The organism is Variovorax sp. MSC1_012, from assembly GCF_023667525.1.
GTDB classification, from domain to species: Bacteria; Pseudomonadota; Gammaproteobacteria; order Burkholderiales; family Burkholderiaceae_C; genus Variovorax; species Variovorax beijingensis_B.
On the sequence record NZ_CM174443.1, the window covers coordinates 4,583,395 to 4,608,190 of the forward strand.

Sequence of the window (24,796 nt, forward strand, 5' to 3'; positions counted from 1 at the left end):
GGCCGGCGCGGGCGTGCGTGGCACGCGCCCGCGTCAGACGCCGCGCGCGCGCTCCGACTTGAAGCGCGCGCGGAATTCCGTGAAGGTGCCCGCCTCGAGCGATTCGCGGATCTCGCGCATCAGGTTCAGGTAGTAGTGCAGGTTGTGGATGGTGGCGAGCATCGGCCCGAGCATCTCGGCGCAGCGGTCGAGGTGGTGCAGGTAGGCGCGGCTGAAGCCCTCGCGCCCGCCGTCGTTCCACGAGACGCCCGGGCTACCGGAGGGGCCTCGTGGTGCGCCCGCGCAGGCGTAGCAGGTGCAGCTCGGGTCGATGGGTTGCGGGTCGTTCTTGTGGCGCGCATTGCGCATCTTCAGGTCGCCGAAGCGCGTGAACAGCGTGCCGTTGCGCGCATTGCGCGTCGGCATCACGCAGTCGAACATGTCGACACCGTCGGCCACGCCCTGCACCAGGTCTTCCGGCGTGCCCACGCCCATCAGGTAGCGCGGCTTGTTCGCGGGCAGCCGATGCGGCGTGTGACCCATGATGTGCAGCATCTCCTCCTTGGGCTCGCCCACGCTCACGCCGCCGATGGCGTAGCCCGGAAAGTCCATCTCCACCAGCGCCGCGAGCGATTCCTCGCGCAGGTTCTCGAACATGCCGCCCTGCACGATGCCGAACAGCGCGTTCGGGTTCTGGAGCCGCGCGAACTCGTGCTGGCAGCGTTTGGCCCAGCGCAGGCTCAGCTCCATCGAGATGCGCGCCTCGGCCTCGGTCGTGATGTGGCCCTTGGTGTCGTAGGGCGTGCACTCGTCGAACTGCATCACGATGTCGCTGTTGAGGATGGTCTGGATCTGCATCGAGACCTCGGGCGTGAGGAACAGCTTGTCGCCGTTGACGGGCGAGGCGAACTTCACGCCCTCTTCGCTGATCTTGCGCATCGCGCCCAGCGACCAGACCTGGAAGCCGCCGGAGTCGGTGAGGATGGGCTTGTTCCATTTCTCGAACTGGTGCAGCCCGCCGAAGCTGGCCATCACGTCGAGGCCGGGGCGCATCCACAGGTGGAAGGTGTTGCCCAGGATGATCTGCGCGCCCATCTCATCGAGGCTGCGCGGCATCACGCCCTTGACGGTGCCGTAGGTGCCCACGGGCATGAAGATCGGCGTCTGCACCACGCCATGGTTGAGCGTGAGCGTGCCGCGGCGCGCGTGGCTCCCGGGATCGGTCTTGAGAAGTTCGAACTTCAGGCGCGGCAGGGACGTGGTGTCGGTCATTTCTGGGGGGCGGCGCCGGTGTCCGGCAGCAGCATCAGGATGGTACGGTTGAAGTCTTCGACGGCGAGCAGGCGGCCCTGCCGGTCGACGGTGATGCCGGTGGGGCGGCCCATCGGGCGCACGCCCGGTTTGGGGCTCCAGCCGGCGAGCCATTCGATCGGCTTGCCCGATGGCAGGCCGCGCGCATCGAGCTTGTAGCCCACCACGCGGTGCCCGGGCGGCTGGTGGCCGCGCCAGGCGACCAGCAGCTGGCCCGCGAAACGGCTGTCCGCGGGCCCGGTGATCATCTGCAGCGGCGCGGCGTGCGCGGGCCAGAGCATCAGCGGTGCCTCGGTGGCCTTGCAGTCGTGCCGGTTCTCGTAGCCGCGCGCGGGCCGCCGGTTGCCTACGCAATAGGGCCAGCCGTAGTCGCGCCCGGCCTGCAGCCGGTTCAGCTCTTCGGGCGGCTGGCCCACGTCTTCGTAGTCGATGGAATTCTCGCCCTGCAGCACGGTGCCCCTGGCGGGGCCGTCCGGCAGCACGGCCAGGGCGACCGAGTTGCGCAGGCCGGTGGCAAAGGGCTTGAAGCTCTGCAGCTTGTGGTCCGGCCCGGCGAGCACGGCTTCGTACACGGCGGCGCGCGGCTTCGGCCCGGCCAGGTCGGGGCAGGGCAGCGGGTATTGTTTCGACGAGGCATCGCGGCAGGCATCGGAGTCGGAGCCGACGTTGACGTAGAGCCGACCGCCCGGTCCGAAGGCCAATTCCTTGAGCGGATGCGTGCCGTCGCCCGGCAGGCCGTCGATCACCGTCTCGCGCTGCAGCGCGCCGCCGGGCGAAGAAGGGATCGGCGTGCGCCAGATCGTGCCCGACTCGCCGACGTAGATCTTGCCGTCGGGTCCGGCGGCGAGGCCCAGCGGCCGGTCGAGCTGCTCGGCCAGCACGCTGAAGCGCGCACGCCGCGGCGCGGGGCCCTCGGTGGGCAGCACCATCTCGAGCAGGCGGCCGCGGCGCGGCTCCCACGATCCCATGTCGACGACCCAGTAGCGGCCCGGCGCCACCTCGAGGATGCGCCGGGGCGCACGCAGGCCCTGGGCCTCGTCGGCCAGCAGCGCGACGCAGGTGCCCGCGGGGCTGCCGATGTCGAGCCGCGCATAGCCGCCGCAGAGCCCCTGCGGCGTGTAGCCGCGTGCATGCACGGCCACGGGCAGCAGCACCGCGCATCCGAATGCGAACGCGGCCAGCGAGGAACGGACGGCGTTGGTTTTCATGCGGGAGCGCGCGCCAGCAGCATGGCGTCGCCGTAGCTGAAGAAACGGTAGTGCTGCGCGATGGCGTGGGCATAGAGCGCCATCACGTGTTCATAGCCCGCAAAGGCCGAGACCAGCATCATCAGCGTGCTCTTCGGCAAATGGAAGTTGGTGACCAGCAGGTCGACGTGCTCGAACACGAAGCCCGGCGTGATGAAGATGCGCGTGTCGCCCGCGGCCTCGCTGCTCCTGGCCCACGATTCGAGCGTGCGCACGGTGGTGGTGCCGACCGCGACCACGCGGCCGCCGCGCGCCTTGCACTCCGCGATGGCGCGCTGCGTGGCCTCGGGCACTTCGTAGCGCTCGGCGTGCATCGTGTGCTCTGAAATGTTCTCGGTCTTGACCGGCTGGAAGGTGCCGGCGCCCACGTGCAGCGTGACGCTGGCGCGCTGCACGCCGCGCGCCTCGAGTTCGGCCAGCAGCCCTTCGTCGAAATGCAGCGCGGCGGTCGGCGCAGCCACGGCGCCGGGCACGCGCGCGAACACGGTCTGGTAGCGGCGCTCGTCGTCGGCCGAATCGCTGTGCGTGATGTAGGGCGGCAGCGGCACGTGGCCGCAGCGAGCCATCAGCGCGTAGGGATCTTCGCCGGCGTCGCTCTCGAAGCCGAAGCGGAACAGGGCGCCATTTTCCTCCGGCCAACGGCCCAGCAGCGTCGCGCGAAAGCCGCCGACCATTTGCAGCGTGGTGCCCACGGGCGGCTTCTTGCTCACTTTCATGTGCGCCACCACTTCGTGGCCCTGCAGCACGCGCTCGACCAGCAGTTCGAGCTTGCCGCCGGTCGGCTTCTCGCCGAACAGGCGCGCCTTGACCACGCGCGTGTCGTTGAAGACCAGCAGGTCGCCCGCGCGCAGCAATGAGGGCAAGTCCTTGAAGATGCGGTCGGCGGGCGCGTCGCCCGTGCCGTCGAGGAGGCGGGAGGACGTGCGTTCGGGGGCCGGGTGTTGTGCCACCAGCTCGGGCGGCAGGTTGAAATCGAAATCGGAAAGCGTGAAGGCGCGCATGGTGCTTGAGGGCCGGACGGGCCCGTGCCAAGGAGGCATGGAAGATGAGTGAGACGTGGCCGGAGCCGGGCAGAATTGTCCCATGCCCGCCTCCGCGAAGTCCGCGCCGCCCGAAAAGACCACAAGCCCGCCCGCCGCCGCCCCGGCCGCGCCCGGTGCCGGGCTGAGCGCCGTGCAGCGCGCGCTGCGCAAGCTCGGCCTGGTGCGCGATATCGACTTCGCGCTCTACCTGCCGATGCGCTACGAGGACGAGACACGCATCGTGCGTCTGGCCGACACGCGCGACGGCGACATGGCCCAGGTCGAGGGCGTGGTGACCGAATGCGAGGTGGTGTTCCGCCCGCGCCGGCAGCTGATTGCCACCATCGACGACGGCAGCGACACCTGCCAGCTGCGCTTCTTCAACTTCTATCCCTCGCAGCAGAAGCAGCTGGCCGTCGGCGCGCGCGTGCGCGTGCGGGGCGAAATTCGCGGCGGCTTCGTCGGGCGGCAGATGATGCATCCTACCGTCAAGGCGGCCGGCACGGCATTGCCGCAGGCCTTGACGCCGGTCTACTCGACCATTGCGGGCCTCCCGCAGCCGGTGCTGCGGCGCGAGGTGCGCTCGGGCCTGGCGCGCGCGGTGCTCGACGAGACGATTCCCGTGCAGATTGGATGGCGCGGCGCCTGGGACCTGCGCAGTTCGCTGAGCTTCCTGCACTACCCGACGCCCGATGTGGCGATGGCCACGCTCGAAGACCACAGCCATCCGGCATGGCAGCGCATCAAGGCCGAGGAACTGCTCGCGCAGCAGCTCTCGCAATTGCAGGCGCGGCTGGAGCGCGCGGCGCAGCGTGCGCCGATGCTGCCTTCCCCGGCCGAGCCGCAGGCAAGTTCGCTGCATGCGCAGTTGCTCGCGGTGCTGCCCTTCGGCCTGACCGGCGCGCAGCAGCGCGTGGGCGAGGAAATCACGCGCGACCTGCGCCGCGAGATCCCGATGCACCGCCTGCTGCAGGGCGACGTGGGCTCGGGCAAGACGGTGGTGGCGGCGCTCGCGGCGGCGCGCTGCATCGATGCGGGCTTTCAGTGCGCGCTGATGGCACCGACCGAAATCCTTGCGGCCCAGCACTTCGGCAAGCTGGTCGGCTGGCTCGATCCACTGCTGGCCGAACGCGGCCTGCGCGTGGCGTGGCTCACGGGCAGCCAGAAGAAGAAGGAGCGCGACGCGATGTCGGCTGCCGTCGAGAGCGGCGAGGCGGCCTTGGTCATCGGCACCCATGCCGTCATTTCGGAGAAAGTGCGCTTCAGGAACCTCGCATTGGCGATCATCGACGAGCAGCACCGCTTCGGCGTGGCACAGCGCCTTGCGCTGCGCGGCAAGGCGGTAAGCCACCTCGAACCGCACCTGTTGATGATGAGCGCCACCCCGATCCCGCGCACGCTGGCGATGAGCTACTACGCCGACCTGGACGTTTCCACGCTCGACGAACTGCCGCCGGGCCGCACGCCCATCGTCACCAAGCTGGTGGCCGACCACCGGCGCGACGAGGTGGTCGACCGCATCCAGGCGCAGATCGCCCAGGGCCGGCAGGTCTACTGGGTCTGCCCGCTGATCGAGGAAAGCGAGGCGGTCGACCTGCGCAACGCCACCGAGACGCGCGACGAGCTCGCCGATGCACTCGGCACGGCCGTCAACGTCGGGCTGCTGCATTCGCGCATGCCCACGGCCGAGAAGCAGGCGGTGATGGCCGCCTTCACGGCCAACGAGATCCAGGTGCTGGTGAGCACCACGGTGATCGAAGTGGGCGTGGACGTGCCGAACGCCTCGCTGATGGTGATCGAGCATGCCGAGCGCTTCGGGCTCTCGCAGCTGCACCAGCTGCGCGGCCGCGTGGGGCGCGGCGCCGCGGCTTCGGCCTGCGTGCTGCTCTACGCGCCGGGCGACAGCGGCCGCGTCGGCGAAGCGGCCCGCGCCCGGCTCAAGGCCATGGCCGAAACCGGCGACGGCTTCGAGATCGCGCGGCGCGACCTCGAGATCCGCGGCCCCGGCGAATTCCTGGGCGCGCGCCAGTCGGGCGCGCCGCTGCTGCGCTTTGCCGACCTCGCCACCGACACGATGCTGCTCGACTGGGCGCGCGAGCTCGCGCCGCTGATGCTCGACAAGCACCCGGACCTGGCCCAGCGCCACATCGATCGCTGGCTCGGCACCAAGGCCGAGTACCTGAAGGCATAGGCCTGTTCGCTGCGCCGGCGCGTAGCCGACACGGCCCACCGGCCGAAAGGCAACCCCAGGCAGCGTCCGGTCACGGACGCTTGCGCATAATTGACGCAAGCTATGACTCTCACCGAACTCAAATACATCGTCGCAGTAGCCCGCGAACGGCACTTCGGCAAGGCGGCCGAGGCCTGCTACGTCTCCCAACCCACTCTCTCGGTGGCCATCAAGAAGCTCGAGGACGAACTCGAGGTCAAGCTCTTCGAGCGCAGCGCGGGCGAAGTCACCGTCACGCCGCTCGGCGAGCAGATCGTGCAGCAGGCGCAGAGCGTGCTCGACCAGGCCGCCAGCATCAAGGAAATTGCCAAGCGCGGAAAAGACCCGCTGGCCGGCCCGCTGAACCTTGGCGTGATCTACACCATCGGGCCCTACCTGCTGCCCGACCTGGTGCGCCAGGTGATTGCGCGCACGCCGCAGATGCCGCTGGTGCTGCAGGAGAACTTCACCGCCAAGCTGCTCGAGATGCTGCGTGCCGGCGAGATCGACTGCGCGATCATGGCCGAGCCCTTCCCCGACACCGGCCTTGCCATGGCGCCGCTCTACGACGAGCCTTTCATGGCGGCGCTGCCCGTGAAGCACAAGTTCGCCGACCGCGAGTCGATCACTTCGGAAGAACTGCAGAACGAGACCATGCTGCTGCTGGGCACCGGCCATTGCTTTCGCGACCACGTGCTCGAGGTGTGCCCCGAGTTCGCGCGCTTCTCGAGCAATGCCGAGGGCATCCGCAAGAGCTTCGAGGGCTCGTCGCTCGAAACCATCAAGCACATGGTGGCGTCGGGCATGGGCGTGACGCTGGTGCCGCGCCTGTCGGTGCCGGCCGAAGCGCTCAAGCCCAAGGTCAAGGGACGCAAGGAGCCCGAGCAGATGGTGCGCTACCTGCCGGTGCGCGACGCGCAGGACCGCGATCCGCCGACGCGGCGCGTGGTGCTGGCCTGGCGCCGCACGTTCACGCGCTATGAGGCGATCGCGGCGCTGCGCAACGCGATCTATGCGTGCGAGCTGCCGGGCGTCAAGCGGCTGTCGTAGAAGGAAAGACGCGAACTTGGCCTACGCAGCGGCCGTTCGAATTCATTCATCGCCGGGATAGAGTGGCGCTGTTGCGAAGCCGCGGGTCGGCTTTCAGAATAACGGTGTCTCCGCAAAACCTGAAGAAAGAGTTTCCAGCCATGGCCAAAGCATCGAAGAAAACATCGTCGTCCTCGTCGTCCGGCAAGGTGCCCAAGAAGGGCGGCACCGTGGTGGCGCAGGAGTCCGGCAGCCGCAATGCGCCCCTCATCAACATCGGCATCGAGCGGCAGGACCGCGCCGCGATTGCCGAGGGCCTGAGCCGCGTGCTGGCGGACACCTACACGCTCTACCTCACGACCCACAACTTCCACTGGAACGTGACGGGGCCGCACTTCAATTCGCTGCATGCGATGTTCATGGGCCAGTACACCGAGCTCTGGGGTGCCACCGACATCATTGCCGAGCGCATCCGCGCGCTGGGCCACTACGCACCGGGCTCCTACGCCGAGTTCAGCAAGATCGCCACCGTGCCCGACGTGCCGCTCACCCCGCCCAAGGCGATGGAGATGGTGCGCATCCTGGTCAAGGGCCACGAAACCGTGTCGCGCATCGCGCGCGAATTCATTCCCGTGGCCGAAGAAGCCGGCGACGACCCGACGGCCGACATGCTGACCGCGCGCTGCACCGTGCACGACCAGACCGCCTGGATGCTGCGCTCGCTGCTCGAGGATTGATCGCCCGAGCCCGGGAACCCAGGAGCGGCACAATGGCCGCTCTTTTTTTGCCTGCCGCATGCTCGCCCGCCGTTTTGCGCTCTATCTCGACCTGATCCGCTGGAATCGCCCCGCCGGCTGGCTGCTGCTGCTGTGGCCCACGCTGGGCGCGCTCTGGTTCGCGGCCGAAGGCTGGCCGGGTTGGCACCTGCTGGCCGTGTTCGTGCTGGGCACCATCCTGATGCGCAGCGCGGGCTGCTGCGTCAACGACGTGGCCGACCGCGACTTCGACCGCCACGTCAAGCGGACCGCCCAGCGGCCGGTGACCAGCGGCGCGGTCTCGGTCAGGGAGGCGCTGGTGCTGGGCGCCGTGCTGGCCCTCGTGGCCTTCGGGCTGGTGCTCACGACCAACCGGCTCACCATCCTGTGGTCGTTCGCGGCGCTGGCCATCACGCTGGCCTATCCGTTCGCCAAGCGCTTCGTGTCGGTGCCGCAGGCGGTGCTCGGCATCGCCTTCAGCTTCGGCATTCCGATGGCTTTTGCCGCGGTGCAAGCCACCGTGCCCGCGTTCGCCGCCTGGCTGCTGGCCGGCAACCTGTTCTGGGTGCTGGCCTACGACACCGAGTACGCGATGGTCGACCGCGACGACGACCTCAAGATCGGCATGAAGACCTCGGCCATCACCTTCGGCCGCTTCGACGTGGCGGCGGTGATGCTGAGCTACGCGATCTTCCTGGCGGTCTGGGCCTGGGCCGGTGCGAGCCGCTCGCTGGGTGCCCTGTTCTTCGCGGGGATCGCCGTGGCCGCGGGACAGGCGGCCTGGCACTGGCGGCTGATCCGCGGGCGCACGCGCGATGGCTGCTTCAAGGCCTTCCGGCTGAACCACTGGCTCGGCTTCACGGTGTTCGCCGGCATCGTGGCCGGCTACGCGATTCGCTAGACAGACAGGACGCACATGCTCGATCGCCTGACACAGAAGATCGGCCAGGAAGGCCTGTCCGGATGGCACCTCATCACCCAGGAGATGGTCGACCGCTACGCGGCGCTGTCGGGCGACGGCGAGGGCGAATGGATCCACCTCGATCCGGAGCGCGCCGCACGCGAGGCGAACTATGGCGGGACGATCGTGCCGGGCTTCTTCCAGGTGTCGCACCTGATAAAGCTGACCGGCGAGGCCATGCGGACGCTGCTGCCCTTCGATTCGAATCACGCGTTGAACTACGGATTCGACCGCTTGCGCTTCGTCAGGCCGATGCCGGTCGGCGCGCGCTTCCGGGCGCGGGTACGCATTCTCGAGGTGGCGCCCAAGCCCGGCGGCAGCTTCCTGCTGAAGGAGGCGGTGCTGCTCGAGCTCGAGGACGGCACCGTCACGCTGGCGGCCGAGTGGCTGTTCTTCCTCGGGCCGCGCGCATTGCCGGCCTGAGGAAGTTCAGGCGCGGCCGAATTCCTCGCCCAGCTCGGCGGCGCGCTTTTGCGCCGCGTGGATGGCGGCCTTGAACTTCGCCTTGACGTCGGCGCCCTCGAGCGAGGTGATCGCTGCATGGGTGGTGCCACCCTTCGAGGTCACGCGTTCGCGTAGCACCGAAGGCGGTTCGGTGGCGCTGTGCGCGAGCGCCGAAGCGCCGGTGAAGGTGCCGATGGCCAGCCGCTGCGCCTGCTCGAGCGGCAGGCCCATCTCGACGCCGGCTTCGGTCATCGCCTCGATGAAATAGAACACATAGGCCGGGCCGGAGCCGGACATGGCCGTGACCGCATCGAGCGCGGCTTCGTCGTCGACCCAGAGCAGCTCGCCGGTCGGCGCCAGCAGCTGCCCGACCAGCGCGCGGTCGGCGGCGTCCACCGCGGCCCGCGCATAGAGGCCGGTCATGCCCTGGCCCACCAGCGCCGGCGTGTTGGGCATGGCGCGCACCACGCGTTCGCTGCCCAGCCAGCGCGCGATGCTGCCCGACGGAATGCCGGCCGCCACGCTCAGGTGCAGTGCGTTGGCCGCGAACCCGCGCACCGGGGCGGCGGCTTGCGCAAAAGTCTGCGGCTTGACCGCCCACACCACCACCGAGCAGCGCGAAAGGGCATCGCCGGCCTCGGCGTGGGCGGCAATGCCGAAGGCTTGCGCAAGCTTGGTGCGGGCTTCCTCGAAGGGCTCGACCACCTCGAAGGCGCCGGCGGGCGTACCCTGCTTGATAAGGCCGCCGATGATGGCGCTGGCCATGTTGCCGCCGCCGATGAAGGCGATCGGAGGCAGCGGCGGCGGTGCGGTGCGGGGCAGGAAGGTGACGGCGATGGTCATGGTCGGTCGGTGAATTCGAATGCCGCGAACTGGGTTGTCTGCAGCGGGTTGAAATTGTCGTCGCTCACGACCACCAGCATGCGCTTGCCGTCCGGAAGCGGCGGTCCCCAGCACATGCCCTCGGTGTTGTCGAGGCGCGAAAGGCCGAGCGAGGTGAAGTCGGCGACCAGGGCCTTCGCCACGGCGCCGTGGTTGCCTGCGGCGAGCGCTTCGATGGCCAGCACGTCGGTGGCGTTGCGGGTATCGATCTCGTAGAGGCGCAGCGAGTTTCCGGCGCCGGTGGCATAGGCGCGTTCCAGCACCAGCATGCGGTCGGCGTCGAGCATCAGGATCTCGCTGATGCCGTTGTCGGCATAGGTGCCGGGAACGAGCGGCCGCAGCGGGATCGCATCGGGAACATAGGCAATCTGGCGCCTGGCCCGGCCAGTCTCCAGGTCGATCCGGGTCAGCCGGCAGGGGCCGCCCGGCACACGCGTGGTGGGCACCGGGCCGTCCTGGATCAGCGCGTTCTCCATCGCAAGCCAGGCGTACCGGCCGTCGGCTGTCAGCGCCAGGCCCTCGAAGCCCAGGTTGTCGCGCGGGCCGCGGCGCTGCGCCGGATCGGGGTTGAACATGGCCGGCAGCGCGAACTCGCGCAGCAACCGTCCATCGCGCGCCGACTCGTACAAGGCCGGCCCGAACCCCCGCACGACGTCGCCTTCGCTTGTCCAGAGCAGGGTTCCGGCACCTGGGCGCAGGCGCAGCGATTCGGGGTCCGGAACCGGGGTGCCGGGCTCGGCGCGGCGCCGTGCAGGCCAAGGGCCGCCGCCCGGGCGTTGCATCTGCACGACACTCCTGGGCTCGGGCGGCTGGACCCAGGGAGGCGCCCATTGCGCCAGATAGAAGCGCGCAGGATCGAGGTCTGATCGATCGTCGCTCAGTAGCAGGTACTCACTTCTTTCTGGATCGTAGTCGATCCCCGAAAGGCCGCCAGCGGTCGTGCCCTGTATATTCAGCCGGTGCGACCAGTGCGCCTCGGCAAGCCGGCGCAGCCGCGCCGGCCCCGCCGGCGGAATGACCGGGCTGCGGCAGCCGGCCAATCCCAGCCCCGCCGCCATGGCGCCCGCGCCCGCCAGCAGCCGGCGGCGCATGGGCGATGTAAGGCCTGGATCGAAGGTGCGCACGCCGCCAAGTCTAGTTCCAGTCCATTTCGATCGCACAAGGCAGTTGACATGCCTTGGCCTGCGTGCAACAATCGCAGGCTTCGCTTCAAAAAAGGCGAAGCTTTCAGCCCAAAGCGGAAGTGCCTCGAGTGGTTCGGGGTGCGGACGACGGGCCCAAGACTGACCGCAGCGTTTCCCTCCCGGAGGCGCATCGGTACAAGTTGGGAACTACTAGCAATGATCCAAACTGAATCCCGGCTCGAAGTGGCCGACAACACAGGCGCGAAGTCCGTCCTGTGTATCAAGGTGCTCGGTGGCTCCAAGCGGCGTTATGCCAGCGTGGGCGACGTCATCAAGGTGAGCATCAAGGAAGCCGCTCCGCGTGGTCGCGTCAAAAAGGGCGAGATCTACAGCGCAGTGGTGGTCCGCACCGCCAAGGGCATCCGTCGCGCCGACGGTTCGCTCGTCAAATTCGATGGCAACGCAGCCGTGTTGCTCAACGCCAAGCTGGAGCCGATCGGCACCCGCATCTTCGGACCGGTGACGCGCGAGCTGCGCACCGAAAAGTTCATGAAGATCGTGTCGCTGGCCCCCGAAGTTCTCTAAGGACAACAACGCCATGAACAAGATTCGCAAAGGCGACCAGGTCATCGTGTTGGCCGGGCGCGACAAAGGCAAGCGCGGCACCGTCTCGCTGCGCAAGGATGATTCGCACCTCGTCGTCGAGGGCGTGAACATCGTCAAGAAGCACGCCAAGCCGAACCCCCTCAAGGGTACGACCGGCGGCATCGTCGAGAAGACCATGCCCATCCACCAATCCAACGTGGCGATCTTCAATGCCGCGACCGGCAAGGCCGATCGCGTGGGCATCAAGATCACCCAGGGTGCTGACGGCAAGCGCGTGGCTGTTCGCGTCTTCAAGTCCAGCGGCGACGAAATCAAGTTCGCCTAAGAGGTACTCACATGGCACGTCTCCAACAACACTATCGCGAAAAGATCGCGAAAGACCTGACGGAAAAGTTCGGCTACAAGTCGCCGATGCAGGTCCCCCGCCTCACCAAGATCACGCTCAACATGGGCGTGGGTGAAGCTGTCGCCGACAAGAAGGTCCTGGACAACGCAGTTGCCGACCTGACCAAGATCGCCGGCCAGAAGCCCGTGGTCACCAAGTCGAAGAAGGCCATCGCCGGTTTCAAGATCCGCGAAAACCAGCCGATCGGCTGCATGGTCACGCTGCGTGGCGTGCAGATGTATGAGTTCCTGGACCGTTTCGTGACCATCGCGCTGCCGCGTGTTCGCGACTTCCGCGGCATTTCCGGCCGTGCGTTCGACGGCCGTGGCAACTACAACATCGGCGTCAAGGAACAGATCATTTTCCCCGAGATCGAATACGACAAGGTCGATGCCCTGCGCGGTCTCAACATCAGCATCACGACGACGGCCAAGACCGACGAAGAAGCCAAGGCGCTTCTCGCTGGTTTCCGTTTCCCGTTCAAGAACTGAGGCGAACCGTGGCTAAACAATCCCTGATCCAACGCGAACTCAAGCGCGACAAGCTGGTCGCCAAGTACGCTGCGAAGCACGCGGAACTGAAGGCAATTTCCAACGACCTGAAGAAGAGCGACGAAGAGCGCGCTGCTGCCCGCCTGGGCCTGCAGAAGCTCCCGCGCAACGCGAACCCCACGCGCCAGCGCAACCGTTGCGAAATCACCGGTCGCCCCCGTGGCACCTTCCGTCAATTCGGTCTGGCCCGCGCCAAGATCCGCGAACTGGCCTTCAATGGCGACATCCCCGGTGTCACCAAGGCCAGCTGGTAAGCCAGGCAGGAGCAAACAACATGAGCATGAGTGATCCCATTGCCGACCTGCTGACGCGTATCCGTAACGCGCAGATGGTGGCGAAGCCCACTGTGTCGATCCCGTCTTCCAAGGTGAAGATCGCGATCTCGCAGGTCCTGAAGGACGAGGGCTATATCGACGGTTTCGAGGTCAAGACCGAAGGCGGCAAGTCCGAACTCGTCATTACCCTGAAGTACTACGCTGGCCGCCCGGTCATCGAGCGCATCGAGCGCGTGAGCCGCCCCGGCCTGCGCGTCTACAAGGCCAGTGCTTCCATTCCGCAAGTCCAGAACGGCCTCGGCGTCGCGATCGTCACGACCCCCAAGGGCGTGATGACCGACCGCAAGGCGCGCGCTACCGGTGTCGGTGGCGAAGTGCTGTGCTACGTCGCCTAACCGAGACATCGAGGAGTAACTGAAATGTCCCGAGTAGGAAAAATGCCGATCACCATCCCCGCAGGCGTGGATGTGTCGATCAAGGAAGACCAGATCAGCGTCAAGGGCACGGGCGGCACGCTCAACCTCGCGCGCAACCCCCTGGTCAAGGTCGTCAGCAACGACGGCAAGCTGAATTTCGAGCCCGCCAACGAGTCGCGTGAAGCGAACGCGATGAGCGGCACGATCCGTCAGCTGGTGAACAACATGGTGGTTGGCGTGACCAAGGGCTTCGAGAAGAAGCTCAATCTGGTCGGCGTCGGCTACAAGGCTGCGGCGTCCAACAACAAGTTGAACCTGCAAGTCGGCTATTCGCACCCTGTCAACATCGACATGCCGCAAGGCATCACGGTGGCCACTGCGACCCCGACCGAAATCGTGATCAAGGGTGCTGACCGTCAGCGCGTTGGTCAAATCGCCGCTGAGATCCGCGCTGTTCGTCCGCCTGAGCCCTACAAGGGCAAGGGCATCCGTTATTCGGACGAGAAGATCGTGATCAAAGAGACCAAGAAGAAGTAAGGGGCAGCAAAATGATGTTGACCAAAAAAGCACAGCGTCTTCGCCGCTCGCGCCAGACCCGCATCCGCATCGCGACGCAGGGTGTGGCCCGTCTGACGGTGAACCGCACCAACCTGCACATCTATGCCACCGTCATCTCCGACGACGGCACCAAGGTGATCGCCACCGCATCGACGGCCGAAGCCGAAGTGCGCGCCGCACTCGGCGGTTCGGGCAAGGGCGGCAATGCCGCCGCTGCAACGGCCATCGGCAAGCGCATCGCTGAAAAGGCGAAGGCTGCCGGCGTCGAGAAGGTTGCCTTCGACCGCGCTGGTTTCGCGTACCACGGCCGCGTCAAGGCGCTGGCCGACGCTGCCCGCGAAGCCGGCCTGCAGTTCTAAACGGACACGAGATTCAAAATGGCAAAGATTCAAGCAAGAACGCAGAACGAAGGCCCTGAAGACGGTTTGCGCGAGAAGATGATCGCGATCAACCGCGTCACCAAGGTGGTGAAGGGTGGTCGTATCCTCGGTTTCGCAGCACTCACCGTCGTGGGCGACGGCGACGGCCGCGTCGGCATGGGCAAGGGCAAGTCCAAGGAAGTGCCTGCTGCCGTGCAGAAGGCGATGGAAGAAGCCCGTCGCAACCTGGCCAAGATCTCGATCAAGAACGGCACGCTGCATCACCGCGTGACGGGCCATTGGGGCGCTGCCTCGGTGGTCATGATCCCGGCCCCGAAGGGTACCGGCATCATCGCCGGCGGCCCGATGCGCGCCGTGTTCGAAGTCATGGGCATCACCGACATCGTGGCCAAGAGCCATGGTTCGTCGAACCCCTACAACATGGTTCGCGCCACGCTCGACGGGTTGAAGAACTCGACGACCGCGTCCGAAGTGGCTGCCAAGCGCGGCCTGACCGTCGAAGAAATCTTCGCCTGAGCGCAAGCTCTCGCAAGGCTGAAGGAAGCATTCAAATGACGACGCAACAACAAACCCTCAAGGTGCAATTGGTCAAGAGCCCGATTGGCACCAAGGAATCGCATCGCGCGACCGTGCGTGGCCTCGGCCTGCGCAAGCTCAACAGCGTGAGCGAGCTGCAAGACACCCCGGCGGTGCGCGGCATGATCAACAAGATCAGTTATCTGGTCAAAGTTCTGTAAGAGAGACTGATATGGAACTCAATGGCATCAAGCCGGCAGCTGGCGCCAAGCACGCCAAGCGCCGTGTCGGCCGCGGTATCGGCTCCGGTATCGGCAAGACCGCAGGCCGCGGTCACAAGGGTCAGAAGTCGCGCGCAGGCGGTTTCCACAAGGTCGGCTTCGAAGGCGGTCAAATGCCGCTGCAGCGCCGCCTGCCCAAGCGTGGCTTCAAGTCGCACCTGCTGAAGTTCAACGCCGAAGTCACGCTGGCTGCCCTCGAGCAGCTCGGCCTGGCCGAAGTGGATGTCCTGGCGCTCAAGCAAGCCGGCCTCGTGGGCCAGCTCGCCAAGGTCGTCAAGATCGTCAAGACCGGTGAACTCACCAAGGCCGTCAAGCTGACGGGCGTGGGTGCAACCGCTGGTGCCAAGGCTGCGATCGAAGCAGCCGGCGGCAGCGTCGCCTGATCACACTGGACTGAAAGAAGTTCTTCGTGGCAACTAACGCGGCAACGATCGCAAAGACAGGCAAGTTCGGCGACCTGCGTCGCCGGCTCGTCTTCTTGCTGCTCGCGCTCGTGGTCTATCGGATCGGCGCGCACATTCCTGTGCCGGGCATCAACCCGGACCAGCTGGCAGCGTTGTTCCAGGGCCAGCAGGGCGGCATCCTGAGCTTGTTCAACATGTTCTCGGGCGGGGCGCTGTCGCGCTTCACCGTGTTCGCGTTGGGGATCATGCCGTACATCTCGGCGTCGATCATCATGCAGTTGATGACCTACGTGATTCCGACCTTCGAGCAATTGAAGAAGGAAGGCGAGGCCGGCCGCCGCAAGATCACGCAGTACACGCGCTATGGCGCGCTCGGCCTGGCCCTGTTCCAGTCGTTCAGCATTGCAGTGGCGCTCGAGTCTTCGGCCGGCTTGGTGAACTCCCCTGGTTTCGGCTTCCGCCTGACCGCCATGGTGAGCCTCACGGCAGGTTCGATGTTCCTGATGTGGCTCGGCGAGCAGATCACCGAACGCGGACTCGGCAACGGCATCTCGATCCTGATCTTTGCAGGTATCGCGGCCGGCCTGCCCTCAGCCATCGGCGGCCTCGCTTCGCTGGTGACCACCGGTGCGATGAACCCGATCATCGCGCTGTTCATCATCGCGATCGTGGTGCTGGTCACCTACTTCGTGGTGTTCGTCGAACGCGGCCAGCGCAAGATCCTCGTGAACTATGCGCGGCGCCAGGTCGGCAACAAGGTCTATGGCGGCCAGTCGTCGCACCTGCCCTTGAAGCTGAACATGGCCGGCGTGATTCCGCCGATCTTCGCCTCGTCGATCATCCTGCTGCCCGCAACGGTGGTCGGCTGGTTCAGCACCGGCGAAGGTGGTTTCGGCTGGATCAAGGACATTGCCGGCGCACTGCGTCCGGGCGAGCCGATCTACGTGCTGCTGTACGCTGCCGCGATCGTTTTCTTCTGCTTCTTCTACACGGCACTCGTGTTCAACAGCAAGGAAACGGCCGACAACCTGAAGAAGAGCGGTGCATTCATTCCGGGCATTCGTCCGGGTGACCAGACCGCTCGCTATATCGACAAGATTCTGGTTCGCCTGACGTTGGCCGGCGCGGTGTACATCACCTTCGTCTGCCTGCTGCCCGAGTTCCTGATCCTGAAGTACAACGTACCGTTCTACTTCGGTGGTACCTCCCTGCTGATCATCGTGGTCGTCACGATGGACTTCATGGCCCAGGTGCAAAACTACATGATGTCCCAGCAGTACGAATCGCTGCTGAAGAAGGCCAACTTCAAGACATCGTAGGGCTGTGAGTTTCAGTATTGAGAATTTGGGTGTGGGCGGTGTACCGCCACGTTAAACAGTTTTAGGAGAATGAAATGAGAGTTTCGGCTTCGGTCAAAACCATCTGCCGTAATTGCAAGGTCATCCGCCGTAAAGGTGTGGTGCGTGTGATTTGCACCGACCCGCGCCACAAGCAGCGCCAGGGTTGATTGAAGAGTATTAGAGGACGCACATGGCACGTATTGCTGGCATCAACATTCCGCCGCACAAGCACGCTGAAATCGGCCTGACCGCCATCTTCGGCATCGGTCGCACCCGCGCCCGTCAGATCTGCGAAGCGAGCGGCATCGAATATTCGAAGAAGATCAAGGACCTGACTGACGCCGATCTCGAAAAGATCCGCGACCAGATCGCCTTGTTCACCATCGAAGGCGATCTGCGTCGCGAGACGACGATGAACATCAAGCGTTTGATGGACATCGGCTGCTATCGCGGCTTCCGTCACCGTCGCGGCCTGCCGATGCGCGGCCAGCGCACGCGCACCAACGCCCGCACCCGCAAGGGTCCGCGCAAGGCTGCGCAGTCCCTGAAGAAATAAGGATAGACCAGCATGGCTAAAGCACCTGCAAACAACGCCGCACAGCGCGTTCGCAAGAAGGTTCGCAAGAACGTTGCGGACGGCATCGCCCACGTGCATGCCTCGTTCAACAACACCATCATCACGATCACCGACCGTCAGGGCAACGCCCTGTCGTGGGCTTCGTCGGGTGGCCAGGGCTTCAAGGGCTCGCGCAAGTCGACGCCGTTCGCTGCGCAGGTGGCTTCCGAAGTGGCCGGCCGTGCTGCTGTCGAACAAGGCATCAAGAACCTCGACGTCGAGATCAAGGGCCCTGGCCCCGGTCGCGAATCGTCTGTGCGCGCACTGGCTGCGCTCGGCATCCGGATCAATTCCATTGCCGACGTGACGCCCGTTCCGCACAACGGCTGCCGTCCCCAGAAGCGTCGCCGCATCTGATCGTCAGTCCGCAAGGCGCAGCCGGCTTTTGAGCGGCTGCGCATTTGTTTTTTTACTAAGCCCACCGCCATCCGCGTCCTCGCCGATGGCTCCCGCAGGCAACTGCGGCAGATGACACAAAGGAAAAATCGTGGCACGCTACCTCGGCCCCAAGGCCAAACTTTCCCGCCGTGAAGGCACCGACCTGTTCCTCAAGAGCGCCCGCCGCTCCATCCAGGACAAGGCCAAGTTCGATTCCAAGCCCGGCCAGCATGGCCGCACTTCGGGTCAGCGTACCTCCGACTACGGCCTGCAGCTGCGCGAAAAGCAGAAGGTCAAGCGCATGTACGGCGTGCTCGAGAAGCAGTTCCGCCGCTACTTCGAAGAAGCCGACCGCCGCCGCGGCAACACCGGCGCCAACCTGCTGTTCATCCTCGAATCGCGCCTGGACAACGTCGTCTACCGCATGGGCTTCGGCTCGACGCGCGCCGAGGCACGCCAGCTGGTGTCGCACAAGGCGATCACGGTGAATGGCCAGTCGGTCAACATCCCGTCGTACCTGGTGAAGACCGGCGACGTGATCGCCGTTCGCGACAAGTCGAAGAAGCAGACCCGCATTGCCGAAGCGCTCCAGCTCGCCCAGCAAGTCGGTATTCCGGCCTGGGTCGAAGTGAACGCCGACAAGGCCGAAGGTACCTTCAAGAAGGTGCCCGATCGCGACGAATTCGCAGCCGACATCAACGAATCGCTGATCGTCGAACTGTACTCGCGCTAAACGGGCGACAACGGGCCGCGCTTCGCGGCCCGATTTTGATTTTTTTGTTCCCATCGGGAGGCACTCCCGACGGGTGCTTCACCAGCCTTACCGGTGTAACGAGCCGGGGGTATTGAGAGGAAGTCTGCATGCAAACCACCCTGCTGAAACCCAAGACCATCCAGGTCGAGCAACTTGCCGCCAACAAGGCCAAGGTCACGCTCGAGCCTTTCGAGCGCGGCTACGGCCACACGCTCGGCAACGCGCTGCGCCGCGTTCTGCTGTCGTCGATGGTCGGTTATTCGGCCACTGAAGTCACGATCGCCGGCGTCCTGCACGAGTACTCGTCGATCGACGGCGTGCAGGAAGATGTCGTCAACATCCTGCTGAATCTCAAGGGCGTGGTGTTCAAGCTCCACAACCGCGACGAAGTCACGCTGAGCCTGCGCAAGGACGGCGAAGGCCCGGTGCTGGCATCGGACATCCAGACCCCGCACGACGTCGAGATCATCAACCCCGACCACGTGATCGCGCACCTGTCGCAAGGCGGCAAGCTCGACATGCAGATCAAGGTCGAAAAGGGCCGTGGCTACGTGCCCGGCACGATGCGCCGCTATGCCGACGAGCCGACCAAGTCGATCGGCCGCATCGTCCTGGACGCCTCGTTCTCGCCCGTCAAGCGCGTGAGCTACACGGTCGAAAGCGCCCGTGTCGAACAGCGTACCGACCTCGACAAGCTGCTGGTCGAAATCGAAACCAACGGTGCGATCAGCGCCGAAGACGCCGTGCGCGCCTCGGCTAAAATCCTGGTTGAACAGCTGGCCGTGTTCGCGCAGCTCGAAGGCGGCGAACTGGCTGCATTCGATGCGCCGGCACCGCGCAGCGCACAGCAATTCGATCCGATCCTGCTGCGCCCTGTCGACGAGCTCGAGCTCACCGTGCGTTCGGCCAACTGCCTGAAGGCCGAAAACATCTACTACATCGGCGACCTGATCCAGCGCACCGAGAACGAGCTGCTCAAGACCCCTAACCTGGGTCGCAAGTCGCTCAACGAAATCAAGGAAGTGCTTGCCTCGCGCGGCCTGACCTTGGGTATGAAGCTTGAAAGCTGGCCGCCGGCCGGTCTCGACAAGCGTTGATTTTTGAATTGAGCCCATGAGGGCTCGTGCCCGGGCAGTACCTGATACGGCTGCCTGTTTAATAAAGTAAAGGAAAGCACCATGCGTCACGGACACGGACTCCGCAAACTCAACCGCACCAGCTCGCACCGCCTTGCGATGCTGCAGAACATGATGAATTCGCTCATCGAGCACGAAGTCATCAAGACCACGGTCCCCAAGGCCAAGGAACTGCGCCGCGTCATCGAACCGATGATCACGCTCGCCAAGAAGCCCACGGTTGCCAACAAGCGCCTGGCCTTCGACCGCCTGCGCGACCGCGACAGCGTCGTCAAGCTCTTCGGCGAACTCGGCCCGCGCTTCGCAGCGCGTCCGGGCGGCTACACCCGCATCCTGAAGATGGGTTTCCGCGTTGGCGACAATGCACCCATGGCACTCGTCGAACTGGTCGACCGTCCTGAAATTAAAGAAGAAGCCGCCGAGCAAGGCGCTGCTGAATAAGGTATAATTCCATCTTGCCGCGCGATGGAGCAGCCTGGTAGCTCGTTGGGCTCATAACCCAAAGGTCGCAAGTTCAAATCTTGCTCGCGCAACCAATTTAAAAGGCCCTTTGAATTTCAAAGGGCCTTTTTTCTTTGGCCGTCGATCTTCGGATCGGCAGATCCATGCGTCCATAAAAAATGCCCTCGCGAAGAGGGCATTCTTGTTTATGCCGCGCTGCGGCTTCTCGCAGGCGTTCCGTCAGTCCGGAATGACCGCCGTGACCTCGATCTCGACCTTGGCGCGATGCTCGACCAGCGCGGCCACCTGCACGCAGGTCATGGCCGGGAAGTTGCGCCCCATCGCGTCGCGGTAGACCGGGCCGAGTTCGCCGAGGCGGCGGCTGTATTCGTCGCGGTCGGTCACGTACCAGGTCATGCGCACCATGTGCTCGGGACCGGCGCCGGCTTCGCGCAGCACTTCGGCGATGTTGCGCAGCGCCAGGCCGCACTGCTCGATGAAGTCGTCCGACTCGAACTGCTGCTGCGCATTCCAGCCGATCTGGCCGCCGACGAACACCATGGTGCCGCGCGCGGCCACGCCATTCGCATAGCCCTTGGGGGGCAACCAGCCCGAGGGCTGCAAGAGTTTGTTCATCATGATGTGGTGTCGTCGTTGAGTTGTCTCAGTTTGAATCGTTGGAGCTTGCCGGTCTCGGTGCGCGGCAGCACCGTCACGAACTCGATCTCCCGCGGGTATTTGAAGGGCGCGATGGTGGCCTTCACGTGGTCCTGCAGCGCCTTGACGAGCGCCGCATCACCTTCATGGCCGGGCTTCAGCACGCAGAAGGCCTTCACGATCATGCCGCGGTCGGCATCGGGCTTGCCTATCACGCCGCACTCGGCAACGGCCGGGTGCTTGAGCAGTGCATCCTCGACCTCGGGTCCGCCGACGTTGTAGCCGGCCGTGATGATCATGTCGTCGGCGCGCGCCTGGTAGAAGAAGTAGCCGTCGTCGTCCTGCACGAACGAGTCGCCGGGGTAGTTCCAGCCGTTCTTCACGTAGTCGGCCTGGCGCGGGTCGTCGAGGTAGCGGCAGCCCACGGGGCCCTGCAGCGCCAGCTTGCCGACCGTGCCGCGCGGCACTTCGTTGCCCTGGTCGTCCACCACCTTGGCGGTAAAGCCGGGCACCACCTTGCCGACCGCGCCGCGGCGCACCTGGTCGCCGGCGGCCGAGATGTAGATGTGGAACACCTCGGTGCCGCCGATACCGTCGAGCATCTCGATGCCGGTGGCTTCCTTCCACAGCTGCCGCGTGGCGTCGGGCAGTGCCTCGCCGGCGCTCACGCAGATGCGCAGGCTCGGCGCGCCGTGCTGGCGCACGAAGGGCGCCATCTGGCGATAGAAGGTGGGCGCGGTGTAGCAGATGGTCGCCCCGACCTCGTTGATGAGCTTCACCAGGCCTTCGGGCGTGAACGGCGCATCGGCAAAGTACACCGAGGCGCCGGCCCACATCGGGAACACCAGCAGCCCGCCGAGCCCGAAGGTGAAGGCCAGCGGCGGCGAGCCGATCACGATGTCGTCGCTGCGCGCCTGCAGCACGTGGCGCGGCCAGGTTTCGCACATTGCGAGCACGTCGCGGTGCGTGGTGACCGGTGCTTTGGGCCTGCCCGTGGTGCCGGAGGTGAACGCGAGCAGGGCGATGTCGTCCGAAGCCGTGGGGCAGGCGGTGAACACGCCGCTCTTGCTCGTCGCGCGTGCCGACAGCGAATCGGGCGCGTCGGGTTTGTTGAATGCGATCACCGATGCGAGCACGGGATGCTCCCGCTGCGCCAGCACGAGCTCGTCGAGCAGGCGTCCGTCGCACAGCGCCGCCACGGGACGTGCCTTCTCGATGATCTCGCCGAGTTCCTTGGCGCGCAGCAGCGGCATGGTGGCCACCGCGATCAAGCCGGCCTTGACCACCGCGAGCCACGACAGCGCCATGGCCACCGAGTTGCCGCCGCGCAGCAGCACGCGGTTGCCGGGCACGAGGCCGAGGTCTTCGGTCAGCACCTGCGCGATGCGGTTGACTTCGACGGCGGCCTGCGAATAGGTCAGCGTGCTGGCGGGTGACCGCAGCATCGGCTTGTCGCCGAAGCCCTTGGCGGGCGCCTTGTCCAGGAGCTCCTCGACGAGGTTCAGCTGGTCGGGCAGCTGCAGCTCCGGAAGGTCGTAGCGGAAGACCGGCAGCTGCTCGGCGGGCGGCAGGCGGTCGTGAACGAAGCGGTCGACTTGGACAGACACGATGTTTATCCCCGCAAAACGGATTTGCCGATGATCAGTTGCTGAACTTCCGTCGCGCCTTCGTAGATGCGCAGCGAGCGGATGTCGCGGTAGAGGCTCTCAATCTTCGTGCCAACCTTCACGCCGAGACCGCCATGCATCTGCAGCGCCATGTCGATCACGCGGCTCGCGTTCTCGGTGGCGCACATCTTGGCCATGGCGGCGGCGGCCGACACGTCGCCCGCCGCGGGGGCGCCGCGCTGTTCGGCGTCGTCGCGCATCCATGCGGCGCGGTAGGTGAGCAATGCGGCGCTGTCGATCAGCGCGGCCATCTCGCCGAGCTTGGCCTGCGTGAGCTGGAAATCGGCGAGCGTCTGGCCGAACATGCGCCGGCCTTTCGCATGCGCGATGGCTTCGGCGAGCGCGCGGCGCCCCATGCCCAATGCCGCCGCCGCAACGGATGCGCGGAAGATGTCGAGCGTGCGCATCGCGAGCTTGAAGCCGCTGTTGAGCTCGCCGAGTTGCGCCGTGCGCGGCACGATGCAGTTCTCGAAACGCAGCGTGGCAAGCGGATGCGGCGCCATCACGTCGATGTGCTCGGAGGTGTCGAGGCCGGCCGCCGTTGCATCGACGATGAATGCCGTGATGCCGCGCGTGCCGCCCGCGGGGTCGGTCTTGGCGAACAGGCAATAGAAGTCGGCGATGCCGCCGTTGCTGATCCAGGTCTTCTCGCCGTGAAGGCGCCAGCCGTCGGCCGTGGCCTCGGCGCGCATGGCCATGGCTGCCACGTCGGAGCCCGCATCGGGTTCGCTGAGGGCAAAGGCCGCGATCTTCTCGCCTTTGCCCACGGCCCCGAGGTAGTGCGATTGCTGCTCTGGCGTGCCCGCGAGCGTGATCGCGCCGCTGCCCAGTCCCTGCATCGCAAACGCGAAGTCGGCCAGCGGCGAGTGGTAGCCGAGCGTTTCGCGCAGCAGCACGAGCGCGCGCGAATCGAGGCGCTCCAGCGCGCCGCCTGCGCTGCCGGGCACGGCATAGCGCAGCCAGCCGCCGTCGCCGAGGCGGCGCACCCATTCGCGGCAGGCCGCGCGGTCGTCGCGCTCGTCTATCTCCTGCGCGGCGCACCAGGGCAGCAGCTCGCTTGCGAGCGCGCGATGCGCGTCGTCGAAGAACGGCAGCGCGAGGTGCGCTGTCGAGGGCGGTGCGGGGAACTTGGTCATCATGACTTCAGTCTCCGCCGAACACGGGCTTGCGCTTGGCCGCAAACGCTTCGTAGGCGCGCTTGAAATCCTCGGTCTGCATGCAGATTGCCTGCGCCTGCGCTTCGGCCTCGATGGCCTGGTCGATGGTCATCGACCACTCCTGCGAGAGCATGGTCTTGGTCATGCTGTGCGCGAAGCTCGGGCCTTCGGCCAGTTCGCGTGCCACCTTGGTGGCCGCTTCGAGCAGTGCTTCGCTTTCGTGCAGCGCATTGAAGAAGCCCCAGGCCTGGCCTTCCTGCGCCGTCATCGCGCGGCCGGTAAAGAGGAGTTCCGAGGCGCGGCCCTGGCCGATCACGCGCGGCAGCAGCGCGCAGGCACCCATGTCGGCGCCGGCAAGGCCGACGCGCGTGAACAGGAAGGCGGTGCGCGTGGCGGGCGAGCCGTAGCGCAGGTCGCAGGCCAGCGCGATCATCGCACCGGCGCCAGCGCACACGCCGTCGATCGCGCCGACGATCGGCTGCGGGCAATGGCGAATGGCCTTGACCAGGTCGCCGGTCATGCGTGTGAACTCGAGCAGCTCGGGCATGCGCATGCCGGTGAGCGGGCCGATGATCTCGTGCACGTCGCCACCCGAACAGAAGTTGCCGCCGGCGCCGGTGACCACGATGGCCTTCACGTCGGTCGCATAAGTCAAGGCGCGGAACAGGTCGCGCAGCTCGGCGTACGAATCGAAGGTCAGCGGGTTCTTGCGCTCGGGGCGGTTCAGCGTGATGGTGCCGACGCCCGCTTCGCAGTGCCATGCGAAGTGCTTCGCCGCGTAAGGCGCCTTGGCCTCGAATTGCGCGTGCATGGGATTGCCCGCGCCGATGTAGTGCTTCATTCGGCCTCCGCCATCTGGCTGTGTGAGTGTTGCTTGACCTTGCCGAGCAGCTTGTGCAGCTGCGCGATCTCCTTGGCGCTGAGCGCCGCGAAGGCATCGACGATCCAGTCCTCGTGCTGCTGCGCCATCTCGTTGAAGAGCTTGCGGCCGCGCGCGGTGAGCCGTACGCGCCAGGCGCGGCGGTCGCCCTCGACGTTGATGCGCTCGACCAGCCCTTCGGTCACGAGCTGGTCGGTGATGCCGGTGACGTTGCCGCCCGTCACCATCATGCGGCGCGACAGCTCGTTCATCTTCAGGCCATCGGGCGAGCGCTCCAGCTGCGACATCAGGTCGAAGCGCGGCAGCGTGGTTGAAAACTGCGAGCGCAGTTCGTTGCGCACCTGCTTCTCGATCAGCTGGGTGCAGGTGAGCAGCCGCAGCCAGAGGCGCAGGGCCTCGGGGTGCTCGCTGTGGGCGCGTGCTTCGAGGTCCATG

32 protein-coding genes and 1 tRNA gene are annotated in these 24,796 nt (G+C 65.9%); 23 read left to right on the forward strand and 10 right to left on the reverse strand.

What is annotated here, in order from left to right:
• Window positions 1-33: 33 nt before the first annotated feature.
• Genes tgt through queA form a run of 3 tightly spaced genes read right to left on the reverse strand, consistent with a single transcriptional unit; the run spans window position 34 to window position 3,538 of the window.
• The gene (gene tgt, locus L1081_RS21460) at window positions 34-1,251 is read right to left on the reverse strand and encodes a tRNA guanosine(34) transglycosylase Tgt (protein WP_489413990.1); all 1,218 of its coding nucleotides are present in this window, start codon (window positions 1,249-1,251) and stop codon (window positions 34-36) included.
• The gene (locus L1081_RS21465) at window positions 1,248-2,498 is read right to left on the reverse strand and encodes a PQQ-dependent sugar dehydrogenase (protein ID WP_489413991.1); all 1,251 of its coding nucleotides are present in this window, start codon (window positions 2,496-2,498) and stop codon (window positions 1,248-1,250) included. The genes tgt and L1081_RS21465 overlap by 4 nt, the downstream gene beginning before the upstream one ends.
• Window positions 2,495-3,538 (reverse strand): tRNA preQ1(34) S-adenosylmethionine ribosyltransferase-isomerase QueA, encoded by a 1,044-nt coding sequence (gene queA / locus L1081_RS21470; RefSeq protein ID WP_489413992.1) that lies wholly within the window; start codon window positions 3,536-3,538, stop codon window positions 2,495-2,497. Before queA ends, L1081_RS21465 begins: the two co-directional genes overlap by 4 nt.
• 82 nt (window positions 3,539-3,620) lie before the next feature.
• On the opposite strand from queA, the gene recG reads away from it, so the two are divergent.
• From recG to L1081_RS21495, 5 genes are all read left to right on the forward strand, one after another.
• Window positions 3,621-5,750, forward strand: a complete 2,130-nt coding sequence (recG, locus tag L1081_RS21475; protein WP_489413993.1) for an ATP-dependent DNA helicase RecG — start codon at window positions 3,621-3,623, stop codon at window positions 5,748-5,750.
• A 102-nt stretch (window positions 5,751-5,852) separates the two neighbouring features.
• Window positions 5,853-6,818, forward strand: coding sequence for a LysR substrate-binding domain-containing protein (locus L1081_RS21480; RefSeq protein ID WP_124959023.1), 966 nt, complete (start codon window positions 5,853-5,855; stop codon window positions 6,816-6,818).
• A 140-nt stretch (window positions 6,819-6,958) separates the two neighbouring features.
• Window positions 6,959-7,534, forward strand: coding sequence for a ferritin-like domain-containing protein (locus tag L1081_RS21485; protein WP_489413994.1), 576 nt, complete (start codon window positions 6,959-6,961; stop codon window positions 7,532-7,534).
• Between the two features lie 58 nt (window positions 7,535-7,592).
• Window positions 7,593-8,453, forward strand: a complete 861-nt coding sequence (gene ubiA, locus L1081_RS21490) for a 4-hydroxybenzoate octaprenyltransferase (RefSeq protein WP_489413995.1) — start codon at window positions 7,593-7,595, stop codon at window positions 8,451-8,453.
• Window positions 8,454-8,468: 15 nt separating this feature from the next.
• On the forward strand, window positions 8,469-8,936 hold the full coding sequence (locus L1081_RS21495; protein ID WP_489413996.1) for a MaoC/PaaZ C-terminal domain-containing protein: 468 nt from the start codon (window positions 8,469-8,471) through the stop codon (window positions 8,934-8,936).
• A 6-nt stretch (window positions 8,937-8,942) separates the two neighbouring features.
• On the opposite strand, the gene proC is transcribed toward L1081_RS21495, so the two are convergent.
• Together proC and L1081_RS21505 are read right to left on the reverse strand one after the other, a co-directional pair.
• Window positions 8,943-9,800: a pyrroline-5-carboxylate reductase gene (gene proC, locus L1081_RS21500; RefSeq protein ID WP_489413997.1), complete on the reverse strand. Its 858-nt coding sequence runs from the start codon at window positions 9,798-9,800 to the stop codon at window positions 8,943-8,945.
• A complete protein-coding gene (locus L1081_RS21505) occupies window positions 9,797-10,930 on the reverse strand; it encodes an esterase-like activity of phytase family protein (protein ID WP_489416822.1) in 1,134 nt (377 codons plus the stop codon). The genes proC and L1081_RS21505 overlap by 4 nt, the downstream gene beginning before the upstream one ends.
• A 249-nt stretch (window positions 10,931-11,179) precedes the next feature.
• On the opposite strand from L1081_RS21505, the gene rplN reads away from it, so the two are divergent.
• From rplN to L1081_RS21595, 18 genes are all read left to right on the forward strand, one after another.
• Window positions 11,180-11,548, forward strand: a complete 369-nt coding sequence (gene rplN, locus L1081_RS21510) for a 50S ribosomal protein L14 (protein WP_009124801.1) — start codon at window positions 11,180-11,182, stop codon at window positions 11,546-11,548.
• Window positions 11,549-11,561: 13 nt separating this feature from the next.
• A complete protein-coding gene (gene rplX, locus L1081_RS21515; RefSeq protein ID WP_015867799.1) occupies window positions 11,562-11,894 on the forward strand; it encodes a 50S ribosomal protein L24 in 333 nt (110 codons plus the stop codon).
• A gap of 11 nt (window positions 11,895-11,905) precedes the next feature.
• On the forward strand, window positions 11,906-12,445 hold the full coding sequence (rplE, locus tag L1081_RS21520; protein ID WP_013544114.1) for a 50S ribosomal protein L5: 540 nt from the start codon (window positions 11,906-11,908) through the stop codon (window positions 12,443-12,445).
• An 8-nt stretch (window positions 12,446-12,453) separates the two neighbouring features.
• A complete protein-coding gene (gene rpsN / locus L1081_RS21525; protein ID WP_015867798.1) occupies window positions 12,454-12,759 on the forward strand; it encodes a 30S ribosomal protein S14 in 306 nt (101 codons plus the stop codon).
• Between the two features lie 20 nt (window positions 12,760-12,779).
• Window positions 12,780-13,175: a 30S ribosomal protein S8 gene (rpsH, locus tag L1081_RS21530; RefSeq protein WP_489413998.1), complete on the forward strand. Its 396-nt coding sequence runs from the start codon at window positions 12,780-12,782 to the stop codon at window positions 13,173-13,175.
• A gap of 24 nt (window positions 13,176-13,199) precedes the next feature.
• Window positions 13,200-13,733, forward strand: coding sequence for a 50S ribosomal protein L6 (gene rplF, locus L1081_RS21535; protein ID WP_013544111.1), 534 nt, complete (start codon window positions 13,200-13,202; stop codon window positions 13,731-13,733).
• Window positions 13,734-13,747: 14 nt separating this feature from the next.
• Window positions 13,748-14,113 (forward strand): 50S ribosomal protein L18, encoded by a 366-nt coding sequence (gene rplR, locus L1081_RS21540; protein WP_021012927.1) that lies wholly within the window; start codon window positions 13,748-13,750, stop codon window positions 14,111-14,113.
• A gap of 18 nt (window positions 14,114-14,131) precedes the next feature.
• Window positions 14,132-14,650 carry a 30S ribosomal protein S5 gene (gene rpsE, locus L1081_RS21545; RefSeq protein ID WP_015867795.1) on the forward strand — a complete coding sequence of 173 codons (519 nt, stop codon included), beginning with the start codon at window positions 14,132-14,134 and terminating at the stop codon, window positions 14,648-14,650.
• Between the two features lie 35 nt (window positions 14,651-14,685).
• Window positions 14,686-14,871 carry a 50S ribosomal protein L30 gene (gene rpmD / locus L1081_RS21550; RefSeq protein ID WP_009124818.1) on the forward strand — a complete coding sequence of 62 codons (186 nt, stop codon included), beginning with the start codon at window positions 14,686-14,688 and terminating at the stop codon, window positions 14,869-14,871.
• 11 nt (window positions 14,872-14,882) lie between these two features.
• Complete coding sequence (gene rplO, locus L1081_RS21555) at window positions 14,883-15,314, forward strand: 50S ribosomal protein L15 (protein WP_435499174.1); 432 nt, start codon at window positions 14,883-14,885, stop codon at window positions 15,312-15,314.
• Window positions 15,315-15,340: 26 nt separating this feature from the next.
• Window positions 15,341-16,654: a preprotein translocase subunit SecY gene (gene secY / locus L1081_RS21560; RefSeq protein ID WP_489413999.1), complete on the forward strand. Its 1,314-nt coding sequence runs from the start codon at window positions 15,341-15,343 to the stop codon at window positions 16,652-16,654.
• A 74-nt stretch (window positions 16,655-16,728) separates the two neighbouring features.
• The gene (gene rpmJ / locus L1081_RS21565) at window positions 16,729-16,842 is read left to right on the forward strand and encodes a 50S ribosomal protein L36 (RefSeq protein ID WP_013544106.1); all 114 of its coding nucleotides are present in this window, start codon (window positions 16,729-16,731) and stop codon (window positions 16,840-16,842) included.
• A 23-nt stretch (window positions 16,843-16,865) separates the two neighbouring features.
• The gene (gene rpsM, locus L1081_RS21570) at window positions 16,866-17,231 is read left to right on the forward strand and encodes a 30S ribosomal protein S13 (RefSeq protein WP_013544105.1); all 366 of its coding nucleotides are present in this window, start codon (window positions 16,866-16,868) and stop codon (window positions 17,229-17,231) included.
• Between the two features lie 12 nt (window positions 17,232-17,243).
• Window positions 17,244-17,648: a 30S ribosomal protein S11 gene (rpsK, locus tag L1081_RS21575; protein ID WP_009124825.1), complete on the forward strand. Its 405-nt coding sequence runs from the start codon at window positions 17,244-17,246 to the stop codon at window positions 17,646-17,648.
• A gap of 130 nt (window positions 17,649-17,778) precedes the next feature.
• Complete coding sequence (gene rpsD / locus L1081_RS21580; protein WP_013544104.1) at window positions 17,779-18,402, forward strand: 30S ribosomal protein S4; 624 nt, start codon at window positions 17,779-17,781, stop codon at window positions 18,400-18,402.
• Window positions 18,403-18,530: 128 nt separating this feature from the next.
• Entirely contained in the window at window positions 18,531-19,520 is a 990-nt protein-coding gene (locus L1081_RS21585; protein ID WP_056576973.1) for a DNA-directed RNA polymerase subunit alpha, read from the forward strand.
• 81 nt (window positions 19,521-19,601) lie between these two features.
• The gene (rplQ, locus tag L1081_RS21590) at window positions 19,602-20,000 is read left to right on the forward strand and encodes a 50S ribosomal protein L17 (RefSeq protein ID WP_015867792.1); all 399 of its coding nucleotides are present in this window, start codon (window positions 19,602-19,604) and stop codon (window positions 19,998-20,000) included.
• A gap of 18 nt (window positions 20,001-20,018) precedes the next feature.
• Window positions 20,019-20,095: transfer RNA gene (locus tag L1081_RS21595), tRNA-Met, on the forward strand.
• A 145-nt stretch (window positions 20,096-20,240) separates the two neighbouring features.
• Here L1081_RS21595 and L1081_RS21600 read toward each other — a convergent pair.
• From L1081_RS21600 to L1081_RS21620, 5 genes are read right to left on the reverse strand one after another with little or no spacing between them, the layout of a single operon-like run.
• On the reverse strand, window positions 20,241-20,639 hold the full coding sequence (locus L1081_RS21600; protein WP_489414000.1) for a Rid family hydrolase: 399 nt from the start codon (window positions 20,637-20,639) through the stop codon (window positions 20,241-20,243).
• Window positions 20,636-22,264: an AMP-binding protein gene (locus L1081_RS21605; RefSeq protein ID WP_489414001.1), complete on the reverse strand. Its 1,629-nt coding sequence runs from the start codon at window positions 22,262-22,264 to the stop codon at window positions 20,636-20,638. The genes L1081_RS21600 and L1081_RS21605 overlap by 4 nt, the downstream gene beginning before the upstream one ends.
• 5 nt (window positions 22,265-22,269) lie before the next feature.
• Window positions 22,270-23,463 (reverse strand): acyl-CoA dehydrogenase family protein, encoded by a 1,194-nt coding sequence (locus L1081_RS21610; protein WP_489414002.1) that lies wholly within the window; start codon window positions 23,461-23,463, stop codon window positions 22,270-22,272.
• 4 nt (window positions 23,464-23,467) lie between these two features.
• Window positions 23,468-24,322, reverse strand: coding sequence for an enoyl-CoA hydratase family protein (locus L1081_RS21615; RefSeq protein ID WP_489414003.1), 855 nt, complete (start codon window positions 24,320-24,322; stop codon window positions 23,468-23,470).
• Window positions 24,319-24,795, reverse strand: coding sequence for a MarR family transcriptional regulator (locus L1081_RS21620; RefSeq protein ID WP_489414004.1), 477 nt, complete (start codon window positions 24,793-24,795; stop codon window positions 24,319-24,321). Before L1081_RS21620 ends, L1081_RS21615 begins: the two co-directional genes overlap by 4 nt.
• Window position 24,796: the final 1 nt, after the last annotated feature.